Source organism: Paracoccus sigandri, from assembly GCF_003709565.1.
Classification (GTDB): Bacteria; Pseudomonadota; Alphaproteobacteria; order Rhodobacterales; family Rhodobacteraceae; genus Paracoccus; species Paracoccus siganidrum.
Genome location: NZ_QNRC01000002.1, coordinates 215,774 through 231,294, shown reverse-complemented (window position 1 = coordinate 231,294; position 15,521 = coordinate 215,774). Strand labels below are relative to the sequence as shown.

Sequence of the window (15,521 nt, the reverse complement as noted above, 5' to 3'; positions counted from 1 at the left end):
CGGTTTGACCTCTATCAAGGACGCGCCTCGCGTGATCGGACAATGATCGCACCCAGCAAGCAACGCAAGGGAACTGCCGCGATGAACTATGATGTCGCACTCGACCAGGCCATCGGACGGCTCCACGAGGAAGGGCGCTATCGCACCTTCATCGATATCGAGCGCGCCAAGGGCCGGTTTCCGCAAGCTGTCTGGACGCGGCCCGATGGCGCGCAGCAAGAGATAACCGTCTGGTGCGGCAACGATTATCTGGGCATGGGCCAGCATCCGGTCGTGCTGGAGGCGATGCACGAGGCGCTGGATGCGGTCGGCGCCGGCTCGGGCGGCACGCGCAACATCTCGGGCACGACGGTCTATCACAAGCGGCTGGAATCCGAGCTGGCCGACCTGCACGGGAAAGAGGCCGCGCTGGTCTTTTCCAGCGCCTACATCGCCAATGACGCGACGCTCTCGACCCTGCCGAAGCTGTTTCCCGGCCTGATCATCTATTCGGACGAGCTGAACCACGCCTCGATGATCGAGGGGATCAAGCGCAATGGCGGCGCCAAGCGGATCTTCCGCCACAACGACCTGGCCCATCTGCGCCAGTTGCTGGAGGCCGACGATCCCGCCGCGCCGAAGCTGATCGCCTTCGAATCGATCTATTCGATGGATGGCGATTTCGGCCCGATCGCGGCGATCTGCGACCTGGCCGAGGAATTCAACGCGCTGACCTATCTGGACGAGGTCCATGCGGTCGGCATGTACGGCCCGCGCGGCGGCGGCGTGGCCGAGCGCGACCGGCTGGCCCATCGCATCGACATCATCAACGGCACGCTCGGCAAGGCCTTCGGGGTCTTCGGCGGCTATATCGCCGGCACCGCGAAGATGTGCGACGCGATCCGCTCCTATGCGCCGGGCTTCATCTTCACCACCTCGCTGCCGCCTGCCGTGGCGGCGGGGGCGGCGGCCTCGATCCGCTTCCTGAAGGGCGCGGGCGGGCAGCATCTGCGCGATGCGCAGCAGCTTCATGCGCGGATCCTGAAGATGCGCCTGAAATCGCTGGGAATGCCGATCATCGACCATGGCAGCCATATCGTGCCGGTCCATGTCGGCCATCCGGTCCATTGCAAGTCCCTGTCGGACCTGCTGCTGCGCGACTATGGCATCTATGTCCAGCCGATCAACTTCCCCACCGTGCCCCGCGGGACCGAGCGGCTGCGCTTCACGCCCTCGCCGGTGCATGACCCGAAGCAGATCGACCACCTGGTGCGCGCCATGGATGCGCTTTGGTCGCGTTGCGCGCTGAATCGCGCGGAAATGAGCGCCTGACGAAATCGGCGGGTGAACTGCTCTCGCGCCCGTGATAACATTCGCTTAATTAAACGCCGTTATCGTTCCGATTCGGACGAGACGGGAATCGGGCGGATGGGGCAGAGTAATGAGCAGGCCGCGGGCAGAAGACCCGGCAGAAGGGATTTTGCAGGTGGAGGAAGTGCATCATTTCCTCGACGATGACGATACGCGCCTCGGTGACATCATGCGAGGCGAGCGGGCGACCTTGGGCAAATCGCTGCTGGACGTCCAGCGCGAGCTGCGCATCCGCGCCTCGCATGTCGCCGCCATAGAGAATTGCGACATCAGCGCCTTCGACACGCCCAGCTTCGTGGCGGGGTATGTGCGGTCCTATGCGCGCTATCTGGGCATGGATCCCGACTGGACCTTCCGGCGGTTCTGTTCCGAATCGGGCTTCCAGCCGACGCATGGCATGGCGCCCGCCGCATCGGGGCCGAAGCCGGCGCGCCGTCCCTCGGACCCGGCCGAGGCGCTGGCCAATCCGCGCGCGCTGTTCATCCCGCAAGAGGAAAGCTTCTGGTCCTCGGTCGAGCCGCGGGCGCTTGGCTCGATCCTGGTGCTGATGGCGCTGGTCGGCGGGCTGGCCTATGGCGGCTGGTCCATCCTGCAGGAAGTTCAGCGGGTTACGCTGATGCCGGGCGACGATGCGCCGGGGGTGGTCACCGCGCTCGACCCGGTCGAAAGCGCGGCGCTGCCGGAACCCGCGCTGGATTCCACCGATACGGCCGAGCTGGTGCAGAACCTGCCGCAGCCGCAGATCCTGGACCGTCTCTATCGCCCGCAGATCCTTGAGGCGCCGGTCCTGACCGCGCGCGACGGCCCCATCGCGGCCATCGATCCGGGCCTGATGCTGTCCGCGCCCGAGGGCGCGCCCGGCGATACCGCCACGGCCAGCGCCGAGCCCGCCGGCCCGGTCGACCGCGGTCAGGCCATGGCCTATGGTCCGCAGATCGGGGCCGGGCAATTGCAGGTCCGCACCGTGGCCGAGGAGGCGCCCGAGCTGGAATTGCTGGCCGCCCGCCCGGCCTGGGTGCGGGTGACCTCGGCCGATGGCACGGTGCTGCTGGAAAAGATCATGGACGGGGGCGAGCGTTTCACCCTGCCTAGCCTGGAAGAGCCGCCGGTTCTGCGCACCGGCAATTCCGGCGCGGTCTATTTCGCCGTCAACGGCCGCACCTATGGTCCGGTCGCGCCGGGCCCGCAGGTGGTGCGCAATGTGAAGCTCTCGGCCGAGAATGTGACCGCGACCTATGCCTTCGCCGACCTGGATGCCGATCCCGAACTGGCGCAGATGATCGCCGTGGCCCGCGCCGATACCGGCGCCGCCGCCCCGGACCAGCCCGCCGCGGATTAGGCCGTCCGCGGCCAGACCCACGGAACGCGACGCCGCCCCTTGAGAGGCGGCGTTTTCCGTTGCGGGGCGGGGCTCAGCCGCCCCAGGTCCGCTCCAGCAGGTGGATCCAGTTCTCGCTTGCGATTTTTCGTATCAGATCATCGCCATATCCGTGATCCTTCATCTTCTGGATCAGGTTCTGGACCGCCGCGCCATCGGCCAGGTCGCGCGGCATCAGGGCGCCGTCGAAATCCGACCCCAGCGCCACGCCGTCCTCGCCCAGGATGGCCAGCAGGTGGTCCAGGTGCCGCAGCATCACCGCCAGGTCCTCCAGCGGCAGGCGCCGGCCATCCTCGCGCAGGAAGCTGGAGGCAAAGTTCAGCCCGACCAGCCCGCCGCTTTCGGCGATCACCCGCAATTGCCGGTCGGTCAGGTTGCGGGCGCTGGGGCAGATCGCATGGGCGCAGGAATGGCTGGCGACCAGCGGCGCGTCCGAGATCCGGGCGACATCGTCGAAGCCGGCCTCGTTCAGATGCGACAGGTCCAGCATGATGCGCAGGTGGTTGCATTCGCGGACCAGCGCGCGGCCGGCCTCGGTCAGGCCTGCGCCGATATCGGGGCCGGCGGGGAAGGCGAAGGGCACGCCCTCGGCATAGCGGGTCGGGCGCGACCAGACCGGCCCAAGCGAGCGCAGCCCCGCCGCGTGCCACAGATGCAGCGCGTCCATGTCGCGGATCGCCTCGGCGCCCTCCATGTGCATGATCGCGGCGATCCGCCCGGCTTTGACGCTGGCCCGCAGCCCCGCCGCGCTGGTCGCGATGTCCAGCGTGCCGCTGCGCTCCAGCGCCTTCAGCGCGGCGGCCTGGGCGAAGGCATGGGGCAGGGCCTCGCGCCAGCCGATCTCCTCGGGCAGGGGCAGGGCGAAGGGCGGGTTTTCCATGAGCTGCACCGCCTCGTCGTCATTGGGATCGGCGGGCGAGGGCACCCAGATCGCGAAGAAGCCGCCGACCAGCCCGCCCGCCTTCATCCGCGGCAGGTCCAGGTGGCCGGTGCCGTCGCCCTCCAGCCACAGCTGCGTGCCGCGCGGTCCGGCGGCGACGACGCGCTGCAGGAAATCGTTGTGGCCGTCGAAAACCGGGATCATGGCGGGCTCCTTGAATCGCTTCGGGCCGACCATGCACGCGTGTCGGGGCGGCGGCAATGGCCGGGCCATCACGCTTTGCACTTCGCGGATTCGCGCCTAGGCTGGGCGCAGGACAGAGCGAGAGAGAGGGCCAGCCATGCCATATATCCGCCAGGATTTCGACGGCCAGACCGTCATCTGCACCTTCGATGTCACGCCGGGCAGCGCCCATGACGTGCTGGATCTTCTGAACAGCGCCTGGGACGAGGTGATCCGCCGCCAGCCGGGCTTCGTCTCGGGGGCGATCCACCTGAACGACGCGCAGACCCGCATCGCCACCTATTCGCAATGGCGCGACCGCAGCGACTATCAGGCGATGCTGCGCAGCGAGGAGATGCGCCGCCGCAACCGCGAGATCCATTCCATGTGCAAAAGCTTCGAGCCGGTGATGTACGAGGTGCAGGCGGTCTTCCGGGACTGATGCTGCAGCTGCAAATTGGCCGTGCAATTGCGGAAAGCCGCGCTATTCTGCCCAAAAGGCGCATGGCGCAGGAGGGACGATGGCGGGCAGGATCATCACGGTGGCGCAGCAGAAGGGCGGCTCGGGCAAGACCACGGTCGCGGTCAACCTGGCGGTCAGCCTGCATCAGCGGGGCCATTCGGTCGCCCTGGTCGATACCGATCCGCAGGGCAGCATGGGGCGCTGGTTCATCGAGCGGATGCAGGCCCAGGGCGAGGACGAGGCGCTGGATTTCTCGACCTCCTCGGCCTGGGGGGCCAGCTACGAATCCGAGAAGCTGAAGAAGCGCTTCGATTTCGTCATCATCGACACGCCGCCCAAGATCGACAGCGACCTGCGGCCGGCGCTGCGGGTGGCCGATCTGGTGCTGGTGCCGGTCGCGACCAGCCATGTCGACCTGTGGGCGACCGAGGGCGTCCTGGACCTGGCCCGGCGCGAGAAGGCGCCGGTCCTGGTGGTGATGAACCGGGTGCGGCCGCATACCCGCCTGTCGGTCGAGGTGGCCCAGAAGGCGGCCGAACTGGGCGCGCAGGTCGCCGTCGCGCAGATCGCCAACCGGGTCGCCTATGCCGAGACGCTGGGTCTGGGCCTTGGCGCGATCGAGCGCGCCCGCAGCGGCCCGGCCCGCGACGAGATCACCGCGCTGACCGAGGAGGTTCTGGCCGCGGTGGAGTGAGCTGGGCGGCGTCGGGCGCCTGCAGGGCGCGGATGGCGCGCAGCACGAAGGGCGTGCCGCAGACCCAGTCGCGGTCGGCGACCTCGACATGGCGCGGCACCGCATGGGCCAGCGCCGGGTGGTCCAGGATCGCCTCGCTGCGCGAATGGCCGGGCCAGGTCGCGCCGGTGACCAGCAGCTCGGGCCCGGCAAGGACCAGCTGCTCGACCGGCAGGGCGGCGGTCCCGGTGATGCCGAAATCATCGGCGATATTGCGATAGCCGGCGGCGGCAAGGATGTCGCCCGCCAGCGTCTCGCGCCCCGAGGTGAAGCCGTTGGCGTAATAGAGCGCCGCGCGGCCCCGGTCGCGGCCGTCGCGCAGCTCGGCCAGCTGCCGGTCGAAATCCGCCAGCAGCGCGGCCGCCTGCGCCTCGCGGCCAAGCAGGTTGCCCATCGCGGTGATCTCGGTGCGGATGTCGGCGATGCTGTTCGCGGGCGGGCGGGCCTCGACGCGGTGGCCCAGGCGGCGCAACATTTCCAGCACCGGGCCGGGCGTGAACTGGCCGGCGATCACCAGGTCGGGGCGCAGCAGGTGGATCTCCTCGGCGCTGGAATGGTGGAGGGGCAGGGCCTGGGCCCGTTCCGCCAGCGGCGACATGCGCGGGTCGCGGGTCAGCCGGCTGATCGCGACCAGCTGGTCGGGCGCGGCCAGAAGCATCGCCAGCTGGTCCGTGCAGAGGTTCATCGACACGACCCGCTGCGGCGCCGCGACGGCGGCGGGCGCGGCCAGCAGGATCAGCGCCGCCGGCAGCCAGCGCAGGATGGGCCGCAGCCCCTCAGCCCAGCCCAAGCGAGGCCACCCATTCCGGCACCGTCCGGCTGGCGGGGCCAAGGATGCGGCGGTCGAAATCATGCGCATTGGCGCTGGCATCGAGGTTCAGCTCGACGCATTCGGCACCGCGCCGCGCGGCGTGCTGCACGAAGCCCGCCGCCGGATAGACATTGCCCGAGGTGCCGACGGCCGCGAACAGGTCGGCGCGCTCCAGCGCCTCCCAGATCCGCTCCATGTGATAGGGCATCTCGCCGAACCAGACGATATCGGGGCGCGCGGCCCCCACGCCGCAGAAGGGGCAGCGATCCTCGGGATGCATCCGGGCCGGCGCGTCCCAGCGATGCTCGCAATCGGCGCAGAGCGCGCGGCGCAGCTGGCCGTGCATGTGGATCACCTCGCTGCTGCCGCCCCGCTCGTGCAGGTCGTCCACGTTCTGCGTGACCAGCGTCAGCTCGTGGAGCCGGGCCAGTTCGGCCAGCGCCCGATGCGCGGCATTGGGCAGGGCGGCCGCCGCGGCCTCGCGCCGGGCGTTGTAGAAGCGATGCACCAGGCCCGGGTCGCGGGCGAACCCCTCGGGCGTCGCCACGTCCTCGATATGGTGGTCTTCCCACAGCCCGTCGCTGGCCCGGAAGGTGGCCAGCCCGCTTTCCGCCGAGATCCCGGCCCCGGTCAGGACGACGATGCGCACGCGATCAGCGGCAATAGGCCTCGGCCGCCGAGGCGAAGCGCTTGTAGCGCGCCCAGAAGGCGTTGTCGGCATCGGATTTCGAGGTCCGCACCTCTTGCGCGCGATGCGGGTCGCGGAAGAAATCGGCGGCGCGGCGCTGGTCCGACCGCGACAGGGTCTGGTTCGCGACCTGCTGGATGCAGCCGCAGAGCGGTGCGTTGCCGCGCGCGCGATCCGAACGGACGCAGGCGCTGTCGATGGGGCCGGCCACGGCCAGCGGTGCGGTCAGCATGACGGCGGTCGCCGCGATGACGATGCGATTGAGCATTGGGGCTGTCTCCTCGGTTCCTCGTTCCTGGGGCGGCCGGTGACGCCGGCTTGTGCTGCCCTTCTTTATCCACAAGATATAGCAAAATCGTTAACTCTGCTCAATCTGCAAGGTGAGTCACGGCTTCGCGGCGAAACGGCGCGCGGCATCAACATCTTGTGGTGCGGGCGCAAGGCAGCCGCCGGTGCCGGCGCGCGATCCCGCGCGAATCGCCCCGCGGATCCGCGGGGATTTGACAAGGGCGTGACGGCATGATCTCGCTTGCCCGCGCGAATGGAGGGAGGACCCGATGATCGAGGCGGTCGGGCTGGATGCCGATGATACCCTGTGGGAGAACGAGACCTTCTTCCGCCTGACCGAGTCGGGCTTTGCCGAGCTTCTGGCCGAACATGGCGAACGCGCGGACATCACCCGCCGGCTCTACGAGGTCGAGCGGCGCAACCTTGCCCGCTACGGCTATGGCATCAAGGGCTTCATGCTGTCGATGGTGCAGACCGCGATCGAGCTGACCGACGGCCGCGTGTCGGCCGCCACCATCCGCCGCATCCTGGACCTGGGGCAAGAGATGCTGGCCCATCCCGTGCAGCTGATCGAGGGTGTGCCCGAGGTGCTTGGGGCGCTGTCCGACCGGCGGCTGATCCTGATCACCAAGGGCGACCTGATGGACCAGGAACGCAAGCTGGCGGCCTCGGGCCTGGCCGATCATTTCGACGCGGTCGAGATCCTGGCCGACAAGACCCCCGACAGCTATGCCCGCGTGCTGGCCCGCCACGGGATCGCGGCCGAGCGCTTCCTGATGGCGGGGAACTCGGTGCGCAGCGACGTGCTGCCGGTGCTGGCGCTGCGGGGCCGCGCGGCGCTGATCCCCCATGACCTGACCTGGGAGGCCGAGCATGACGACGACCCCGCGGATGACGGCTTCCACCGCCTGGATGCGATCGCGGACCTGCCCGGGCTGATCGCGCGGCTGGACCGCGCGCGATGAACCAGAACGCCCGCGCCGCGGCGCTGATGACGCTCTCCATGGCCGGCTTCGCCTGCGAGGACGCGCTGCTGAAACTGCTGTCGCAGCATGTCTCGGTGGGCCAGCTCCTGCTGATGATCGGCGCCTTGGGCATGGTCATCTTCGGCGCCTGGGTGGCGCTCGGCCCCGAGGGGCTGCGCCCGCGCGAGCTGCTGCATCGCGGCGTGCTGCTGCGCAACCTGATGGAGGCGGTCTGCGCGATCTGCTTCCTGACCGCGCTGTCGATGGGCGATCTCTCCATCGCCTCGGCGATCCTGCAGGCGCTGCCCCTGCTGATGACGCTGGGGGCGGCGCTGTTTCTGGCCGAGCCGGTGGGCTGGCGGCGCTGGCTGTCGATCATCGCCGGCTTCATCGGCGTGCTGATGATCGTGCGGCCGGGCACCGACGCCTTCCAGCCCGCCTCGGTGCTGGCGCTGGTCGCGGTGCTGTGCCTGGCGGTGCGCGATCTGGTCACGCGCCGCCTGCCGCCCGCCATCGGCTCGGGCATGCTGACCGCCTCGGCCTTCGGCGCCATGTCGCTGGCCGGCGCGGTGCTGCTGGTCTTCGACCGCCAGAGCATCACCGTTCCCGGCCCGACCCAGGCCGCGATGATGGCCGCCGCGCTGGGTTTCGGCCTTGCGGGCTATATCGCCATGGTCGTCGCCACCCGCATCGGGGAAATCGGCGCCATCGCGCCCTTCCGCTATTCCCGGCTGGTCTTCGCGCTGTTCCTGGGCGTCGTCGTCTTCGCCGAGCGGCCGGACTTCTGGACCCTGGCCGGGGCCGCGGTGATCGCCGTCGCCGGCCTCTACACCATGTGGCGCGAGGCCCGGCTGCGCCGCCCGCCGCGCTGACCCCCTCTTTCATCTTGGCCCAAATATCCCGGGGGGAAGCCTTTCCGGCCCGGTCGAGGGGCCGGAAAGGCTCGGGGGGCAGCGCCCCCCGGCGCGCGCCCGGCCCCTCACCTTGACCCCGACCTCGACCATCGCCACGGGGCTTCGCAAAATCCCCTTTCCGTAACCCTTCCGCCCTTGTATAGCCCGCCCCATGACCGAGCTGTCCCTGATCCGCAATTTCTCCATCGTGGCCCATATCGACCACGGCAAGTCCACCCTGGCCGACCGGCTGATCCAGCTGACGGGCACCGTCGCCGAACGCGACATGAAGGCCCAGCTGCTGGACAGCATGGATATCGAGCGCGAGCGCGGCATCACCATCAAGGCCAACACCGTCCGCATCTCCTATCCGGCGAAGGACGGGCAGACCTATGTGCTGAACCTGATCGACACGCCGGGCCATGTGGACTTCGCCTATGAGGTCAGCCGAAGCATGCGCGCGGTCGAGGGCAGCCTGCTGGTCGTCGACGCCACCCAGGGGGTCGAGGCGCAGACCCTGGCCAATGTCTATCAGGCCATCGATGCCGACCACGACATCGTGCCGGTGCTGAACAAGATCGACCTGCCCGCGGCCGAGCCCGACCGCGTGAAGGCGCAGATCGAGGACGTGATCGGCATCGACGCCTCGGACGCCATCCCGATCAGCGCCAAGACCGGCCTGGGCATCCCCGACGTGCTGGAGGCCATCGTCACGCGCCTTCCGGCCCCGACCGGCGATCGCGACGCGCCGCTGAAGGCGATGCTGGTGGACAGCTGGTACGATGCCTATCTGGGCGTCGTGGTGATGATCCGGGTGATGGACGGGGTGATCCGCAAGGGCGACCAGGTCAAGATGATGCAGACCGGCGCGACCTACCGGCTGGACAAGCTGGCGGTGCTGACCCCGGCGATGAAGGACATCGCCGAACTGGGGCCGGGCGAGATCGGCGTCTTCACCGCCTCGATCAAGCAGGTCCGCGACACCCGCGTCGGCGACACGATCACCCATGAGAAGAAGCCCGCCGCCGCCGCTCTGCCGGGCTTCAAGCCCGCCCAGCCGGTGGTGTTCTGCGGCCTCTTCCCGGTCGATGCCAATGATTTCGAGGCGCTGCGCGACGCGATCGAGAAGCTGGCCCTGAACGATGCCAGCTTCAGCTACGAGATGGAGACCTCGGCCGCGCTCGGCTTCGGCTTCCGCTGCGGTTTCCTGGGCCTGCTGCATCTCGAGGTGATCCGCGACCGGCTGGAACGCGAATACGACCTCGACCTGATCACCACCGCGCCCTCGGTGGTCTTCAAGCTGCACATGCGCGACGGCGAGGTCCGCGACCTGCACAATCCCGCCGACATGCCCGACCTGACCCATGTCGACCATATCGAGGAGCCGCGCATCAAGGCCACGATCATGGTGCCCGACGACTATCTGGGCGACGTGCTGAAACTGTGCCAGGACCGCCGCGGCATCCAGCTGGACCTGACCTATGCCGGCTCGCGCGCGATGGTCGTCTACGACCTGCCGCTGGCCGAGGTGGTCTTCGATTTCTACGACCGGCTGAAATCGGTGACCAAGGGCTATGCCAGCTTCGACTACCAGATCAGCGAATATCGCGAGGATTTCCTGGTCAAGATGTCGATCCTGGTGAATGACGAACCGGTGGACGCGCTGTCGATCATGGTCCATCGCGACCGCGCCGAGGCGCGCGGCCGGGTGATGGTGGAGAAGCTGAAAGAGTTGATCCCGCGCCACATGTTCAAGATCCCGATCCAGGCGGCCATCGGCGCCCGCGTCATCGCGCGCGAGACGCTGTCGGCGATGCGCAAGGACGTGACGGCGAAATGCTATGGCGGCGACGCGACGCGCAAGAAGAAGCTGCTGGAGAAGCAGAAGGCCGGCAAGAAGAAGATGCGCCAGTTCGGCAAGGTCGAGATCCCGCAGACCGCCTTCATCCAGGCCTTGAAGATGGATGGCTGAGTAGCCCCCCGATCGCGCCGCCGCGCCGCCGCCCGCGACAGGACGATCCCGCCGGCGGGGCGCTGCTCCACCTCGCGCGGCTGCCATGGCCCGTTTGCCGCTCCGCTACAAATTGACGGAGCTTCGGCTTGGCCCGGCAGATCGCATGGGCTATCCCTTGCGGCGAAGATCCAAGCGGAGCGGGTGCGCGTGTTCTATCCTCTGGCCAGCACGACCTGGGACCAAGCCGAACAGGATGCGCTGGCCCGCGTGATCGCCTCGGGGCGGCACACGATGGGCCCCGAGGTCGCCCGGTTCGAGGAAGCCTTCGCCGCCCATTGCGGCAGCCGATACGCGGTCATGGCCTCGTCGGGCTCGGCCGCGAACCTTCTGGCGCTGGCGGCGGCCTTCTGGCATCCCGACTGGGGCTGGCGGCAGGGGGACGAGGTGATCGTGCCCGCCGTCAGCTGGTCCACCACCTATTTCCCGGTGACGCAGACCGGGCTGCGCCTGCGCTTCGTCGATGTCGATCCGGCCACGCTGAACATCGATCCCGACCTGGTCCAGGCCGCGATCACCCCGCGCACGCGCGCCATCCTGGCGGTGAACCTGCTGGGCAATCCCGCCGCGCTGACCCGGCTTCGCGCCATCGCCGACGCGGCCGGGCTGGTCCTGATCGAGGACAATTGCGAATCCATGGGCGCGCGGCTGGATGGGCGCATGGCGGGGTCCTTCGGGGCGCTGGGGACCTTCTCCAGCTTCTTCTCGCATCATATCTGCACGATGGAAGGCGGCATGGTCGTCACCGATGACCGCAAGCTTCATGACAACCTGCTGTCGCTGCGCGCCCATGGCTGGACGCGCGGGCTGGCCCCTGACAGCCACCTGCCCATCGATCCCGACCCGTTCCAGCGCCAGTTCCGCTTCGTGCTGCCCGGCTACAACCTGCGCCCGCTGGAGATGGAGGGCGCGCTGGGGACCGAGCAGCTTGCGAAACTGCCCGGCTTCGTCGCGCAGCGGCGCGCCAATGCCGCGATCTTCCGAAGCCTTTTCAGCGACATGCAGGATCTGGACATCCAGCATGAGACCGGCGAATCCTCTTGGTTCGGCTTCGCGATGATCCTGAAGGGGCGGCTGGCGGGGCGTCGCGCCCAACTGGTCCGCGCCCTGACCCTGGCCGAGATCGAGGCCCGGCCCGTCGTGGCGGGGAATTTCCTCAACAACCCGGTGATCGCCAAGCTGGACCATTCGGTGGCCTCGGCCCTGCCCGCCGCCGAACGGATCGACCGCGACGGGCTGTTCACCGGCAATCACCACTATCCCATCCGCCCGCAGATCGAGCGGTTGCGGCAGGTGGTCGAAGATGTGGCGAAAGGGGCCTGAGCGATGGCGAAACGCGCGCTGATCACCGGGGTGACGGGGCAGGACGGGGCCTATCTGGCGGAACTGCTGCTGGAAAAAGGCTATGAGGTCCACGGCATCAAGCGCCGCTCCTCCAGCTTCAATACCGGCCGGATCGACCATTTGTCGATCGACCCGCATGGCACCGGCCGCTTCCATCTGCATTACGGCGACATGACCGACGGCAGCGCGCTGATCCGCACCCTGGCCGAGATCCGCCCGGACGAGATCTACAACCTGGCCGCCCAGTCCCATGTCCGCGTCAGTTTCGAGATGCCGGAATATACCGCCAATGCCGACGCCATCGGCCCCTTGCGCCTGCTGGAGGCGATGCGGCTGTTGAAGCTGGACGGCACGCGCTTCTACCAGGCCTCGACATCCGAGCTTTACGGCAAGGCGGCAGAGGTTCCGCAGAACGAGGCGACGCCCTTCCATCCGCGATCACCCTACGGGGCGGCCAAGCTCTATGCCTACTGGATCACGGTGAACTATCGCGAGGCCTACGGGATGTTCGCCTCGAACGGGATCCTGTTCAATCACGAAAGCCCGATCCGGGGCGAGACCTTCGTGACCCGCAAGATCAGCCGCGCCGTGGCCGCGATCCGCATGGGGCTGCAGGAGCGGCTGTATCTGGGCAACCTGGATGCGCTGCGCGACTGGGGCCATGCGCGCGACTATGCGCTGGGGATGTGGCAGATCCTGCAACATGACGCGCCCGACGATTTCGTGCTGGCCACCGGCGTCTCGCACAGCGTCCGCGAGTTCTGCGAACTGGCCTTCGCCCGGATCGGCATCACCCTGGAATGGCGCGGCGCGGGGGTCGAGGAAACCGGCCATGACGCCGCCTCAGGCCGCTGCCTGATCCAGATCGACCCGGTCTATTTCCGCCCGGCCGAGGTGGACGTGCTGCAGGGCGATGCCGCCAAGGCGCGCAAACTGCTTGGCTGGCGGCACGAAACCGGCTTTTCTGACCTGGTGGCCGAGATGGTCGACCAGGATTGCCGCCTGCTGGAAACCGAACGGCTGGCCCGCCGAACCTATGGAGTCGTCGAATGAGCAAGATCACCCCGGTCCTGATGGCAGGCGGTTCGGGCACGCGGCTGTGGCCCGTCTCTCGCCGCAGCTTTCCCAAGCAGTTCGCGCAGCTGATCGGCGACCAGACGCTGTTCCAGGCCTCGGCCCGGCGGCTGTCGGGCGCGGATTTCGCGGCGCCGGTGGTGATGACCAATGCCGATTTCCGCTTCATCGTGGCCGAGCAGCTGGACCAGATCGGCATTCCGCCCGCCGCCATCGTGATCGAGCCCCTGGGCCGCAACACCGCCCCCGCGATCCTTGCTGCCGCGCTGATGGCTGCGGCCGAGGATCCCGAGCGGCTGCTGCTGGTGGCGCCATCGGACCATGTGATCCCCGACGCCGCCGCCTTCGCCCGCGCGGTCGAGGCCGGCACCGGTCCCGCCCGGCAGGGCCGCATCGTGACCTTCGGCATCACCCCGACCCGCCCCGAGACCGGCTATGGCTATCTGGAACTGGCCGGAGAGGGCGAGGGGCCGCAGCCCCTGGCCCGCTTCGTCGAAAAGCCCGATACGGAGGCCGCCGCACAGATGCTGGCGCAGGGGAATTTCCTGTGGAATGCGGGGATCTTCCTGTTCTCGGCCCGGACCATGATCGAGGCCTTCCGCGCCCATGCCCCGGATTACCTGGAGCCGGTGCAGACCGCCATCGACGGTGCCCATACCGACCTGGGCTTCCTGCGCCTGGCCCGCGCCCCGTGGGAGGGGCTGGCCGACCAGTCCATCGACTATGCGGTGATGGAGAAGGCCGGCAACCTGGCCGTGGTGCGCTTTTCCGACCACTGGTCCGACCTGGGCGGCTGGGACGCGGTCTGGCGCGAGGAACTGTCGGGCGGCGGCCATGCCGATGGCGTCGTCGCCGACGACCGTTCGACCGCGATCGGCTGCGAGAACGTGCTGCTGCGCTCGGACAGCGAGGATCTGCAGGTCGTGGGCATCGGGCTGAAGGACATGATGGTGGTGGCCACCAGCGACGCGGTGCTGGTCGCCGGCATGGACAAGGCGCAAGAGGTGCGCCAGGCCGTCACCGCGCTGAAGAAGAAGGGCCGCAAGCAGGCCGAAAGCTTCCCCCGCGACCATCGCCCCTGGGGCTGGTTCGAGACGCTGGCCCTGGCCGACCGCTTCCAGGTCAAGCGCATCGTCGTCAAGCCCGGCGCGGCGCTGTCGCTGCAAAGCCATGTGCATCGCTCGGAACACTGGATCGTCGTGTCGGGCACGGCGCGGGTGACGGTCGATGACGCGGTGACGCTGGTCACGGAAAACCAGTCGATCTATGTCCCCCTGGGCGCGGTGCATCGGATGGAAAACCCCGGCAAGGTGCCGATGGTGCTGATCGAGGTGCAGACCGGCTCTTACCTGGGCGAGGATGACATCATCCGCTACGAGGATGTCTATGCCCGCGACCGCAGCGGCTGATGCGGGTCCTGCTGACCGGCGGATCGGGGATGGTCGGGCGGGCGATCCGCCGGCTCCAGCCCCAGGTCGCGCCGGACCTGACGCTGCTGGCCCCTTCGCGCCGCGACCTGCCGCTTGAGGATCGCGCCGAGGTGGCGCGCTGGATCGCGGATCACCGCATTGACGCGGTGATCCATGCCGCGGCCCGCGTGGGCGGCATCCAGGCCAATATCAACGATCCGGTGGGGTTTCTGGCCGACAACCTGCGCCTGAACGACGCGGTGCTGATGGGCGCCCACCAGGCGGGGGTGGGGCGGCTGGTCAATCTGGGCTCGTCCTGCATGTATCCGCGCGACCATCGCCAGCCGCTGGTCGAGGAGGACATCCTGGCCGCGCCGCTGGAGCCCACGAACGAGGGCTATGCGCTGGCGAAGATCACCGCCGCGCGGCTCTGCGAAGATGTCGCGCGCCAATATGGCCGGGCATGGCGGACGCTGATCCCCTGCAACCTGTTCGGCCCCGAGGATCATTTCGGCAGCGACTCGGCGCATCTGGTCGCCGCCGCCATCACCAAGCTGCTGCGGGCCCAGCAGCAGGCCCTGCCCGAGGTCACGATCTGGGGCAGCGGCACGGCGCGGCGCGAATTCCTGGCCGCCGACCACCTGGCCCGCTTCATCCTGGCCCGCCTGCCCAGCCTGGACCCGCTGCCGCCGCTGCTGAACATCGGCGCCGGGCGCGACCATTCGGTCAACGACTATTACCGGATGATTGCCGGGATCATCGGCTGGAACGGCCGCTTCCGGCACGTTCCGTCCCGGCCCGAGGGGATGCGGGCCAAGCTGATCTCTTCCGCCCGCGCCGAGGCGCTCGGCTATCATCCGCCCGCCTCGATCCTGCCCGACCTTGAACGCGCGGTGGCGGCGGCGCGCGGGGCGCTGGCCTGACGCGCCCCTGATGGGGTGATTCGCCGCGGGCGGCCCGGTCCTGGCCGAAGACCGCCGGCGGGCCGCGGAAAATGATGAAAATCGTCTGA

At 68.6% G+C, this 15,521-nt stretch carries 15 protein-coding genes; 11 read left to right on the top strand and 4 right to left on the bottom strand.

Going from position 1 to position 15,521, the window contains the following annotated elements:
• The first annotated feature begins 81 nt into the window (after positions 1 to 81).
• Both hemA and C9E82_RS02655 read left to right on the top strand, forming a co-directional pair.
• Positions 82 to 1,311: a 5-aminolevulinate synthase gene (gene hemA, locus C9E82_RS02660; RefSeq protein WP_119898092.1), complete on the top strand. Its 1,230-nt coding sequence runs from the start codon at positions 82 to 84 to the stop codon at positions 1,309 to 1,311.
• Between the two features lie 208 nt (positions 1,312 to 1,519).
• Positions 1,520 to 2,689 carry a helix-turn-helix domain-containing protein gene (locus tag C9E82_RS02655; protein ID WP_119898108.1) on the top strand — a complete coding sequence of 390 codons (1,170 nt, stop codon included), beginning with the start codon at positions 1,520 to 1,522 and terminating at the stop codon, positions 2,687 to 2,689.
• 73 nt (positions 2,690 to 2,762) lie between these two features.
• Here the strand turns inward: C9E82_RS02655 and C9E82_RS02650 are convergent, their stop codons facing one another.
• Positions 2,763 to 3,812, bottom strand: coding sequence for a dipeptidase (locus C9E82_RS02650; RefSeq protein ID WP_119898093.1), 1,050 nt, complete (start codon positions 3,810 to 3,812; stop codon positions 2,763 to 2,765).
• Between the two features lie 136 nt (positions 3,813 to 3,948).
• Here C9E82_RS02650 and C9E82_RS02645 point away from each other — a divergent pair, with 136 nt between their 5' ends.
• Both C9E82_RS02645 and parA read left to right on the top strand, forming a co-directional pair.
• Positions 3,949 to 4,272, top strand: a complete 324-nt coding sequence (locus tag C9E82_RS02645) for an antibiotic biosynthesis monooxygenase family protein (protein WP_119898094.1) — start codon at positions 3,949 to 3,951, stop codon at positions 4,270 to 4,272.
• Between the two features lie 79 nt (positions 4,273 to 4,351).
• The gene (gene parA, locus C9E82_RS02640; RefSeq protein ID WP_119898095.1) at positions 4,352 to 4,987 is read left to right on the top strand and encodes a ParA family partition ATPase; all 636 of its coding nucleotides are present in this window, start codon (positions 4,352 to 4,354) and stop codon (positions 4,985 to 4,987) included.
• Here the strand turns inward: parA and C9E82_RS02635 are convergent.
• Genes C9E82_RS02635 through C9E82_RS02625 form a run of 3 tightly spaced genes read right to left on the bottom strand, consistent with a single transcriptional unit; the run spans position 4,947 to position 6,793 of the window.
• On the bottom strand, positions 4,947 to 5,816 hold the full coding sequence (locus C9E82_RS02635; RefSeq protein WP_240643524.1) for an ABC transporter substrate-binding protein: 870 nt from the start codon (positions 5,814 to 5,816) through the stop codon (positions 4,947 to 4,949). The two genes, parA and C9E82_RS02635, sit on opposite strands and share 41 nt — an antisense overlap.
• Positions 5,803 to 6,486, bottom strand: a complete 684-nt coding sequence (locus C9E82_RS02630) for an NAD-dependent deacylase (protein ID WP_240643525.1) — start codon at positions 6,484 to 6,486, stop codon at positions 5,803 to 5,805. The genes C9E82_RS02635 and C9E82_RS02630 overlap by 14 nt, the downstream gene beginning before the upstream one ends.
• Before the next feature lie 4 nt (positions 6,487 to 6,490).
• Positions 6,491 to 6,793 carry a hypothetical protein gene (locus C9E82_RS02625; protein ID WP_119898097.1) on the bottom strand — a complete coding sequence of 101 codons (303 nt, stop codon included), beginning with the start codon at positions 6,791 to 6,793 and terminating at the stop codon, positions 6,491 to 6,493.
• Positions 6,794 to 7,082: 289 nt separating this feature from the next.
• Here C9E82_RS02625 and C9E82_RS02620 point away from each other — a divergent pair, with 289 nt between their 5' ends.
• The 7 genes from C9E82_RS02620 to C9E82_RS02590 all read left to right on the top strand — a co-directional run bounded on the left by C9E82_RS02620 (position 7,083) and on the right by C9E82_RS02590 (position 15,432).
• The gene (locus C9E82_RS02620) at positions 7,083 to 7,778 is read left to right on the top strand and encodes an HAD family hydrolase (protein ID WP_119898098.1); all 696 of its coding nucleotides are present in this window, start codon (positions 7,083 to 7,085) and stop codon (positions 7,776 to 7,778) included.
• The gene (locus C9E82_RS02615; protein ID WP_119898099.1) at positions 7,775 to 8,650 is read left to right on the top strand and encodes a DMT family transporter; all 876 of its coding nucleotides are present in this window, start codon (positions 7,775 to 7,777) and stop codon (positions 8,648 to 8,650) included. The genes C9E82_RS02620 and C9E82_RS02615 overlap by 4 nt, the downstream gene beginning before the upstream one ends.
• Before the next feature lie 193 nt (positions 8,651 to 8,843).
• Positions 8,844 to 10,643, top strand: a complete 1,800-nt coding sequence (gene lepA / locus C9E82_RS02610; protein WP_119898100.1) for a translation elongation factor 4 — start codon at positions 8,844 to 8,846, stop codon at positions 10,641 to 10,643.
• A 189-nt stretch (positions 10,644 to 10,832) separates the two neighbouring features.
• Positions 10,833 to 12,005: a DegT/DnrJ/EryC1/StrS family aminotransferase gene (locus C9E82_RS02605; protein WP_240643526.1), complete on the top strand. Its 1,173-nt coding sequence runs from the start codon at positions 10,833 to 10,835 to the stop codon at positions 12,003 to 12,005.
• Positions 12,006 to 12,008: 3 nt separating this feature from the next.
• Positions 12,009 to 13,079 carry a GDP-mannose 4,6-dehydratase gene (gene gmd, locus C9E82_RS02600; RefSeq protein ID WP_119898102.1) on the top strand — a complete coding sequence of 357 codons (1,071 nt, stop codon included), beginning with the start codon at positions 12,009 to 12,011 and terminating at the stop codon, positions 13,077 to 13,079.
• The gene (locus C9E82_RS02595) at positions 13,076 to 14,509 is read left to right on the top strand and encodes a mannose-1-phosphate guanylyltransferase/mannose-6-phosphate isomerase (RefSeq protein ID WP_119898103.1); all 1,434 of its coding nucleotides are present in this window, start codon (positions 13,076 to 13,078) and stop codon (positions 14,507 to 14,509) included. Before gmd ends, C9E82_RS02595 begins: the two co-directional genes overlap by 4 nt.
• On the top strand, positions 14,509 to 15,432 hold the full coding sequence (locus C9E82_RS02590; protein ID WP_119898104.1) for an NAD-dependent epimerase/dehydratase family protein: 924 nt from the start codon (positions 14,509 to 14,511) through the stop codon (positions 15,430 to 15,432). Before C9E82_RS02595 ends, C9E82_RS02590 begins: the two co-directional genes overlap by 1 nt.
• Positions 15,433 to 15,521 lie beyond the last annotated feature (89 nt).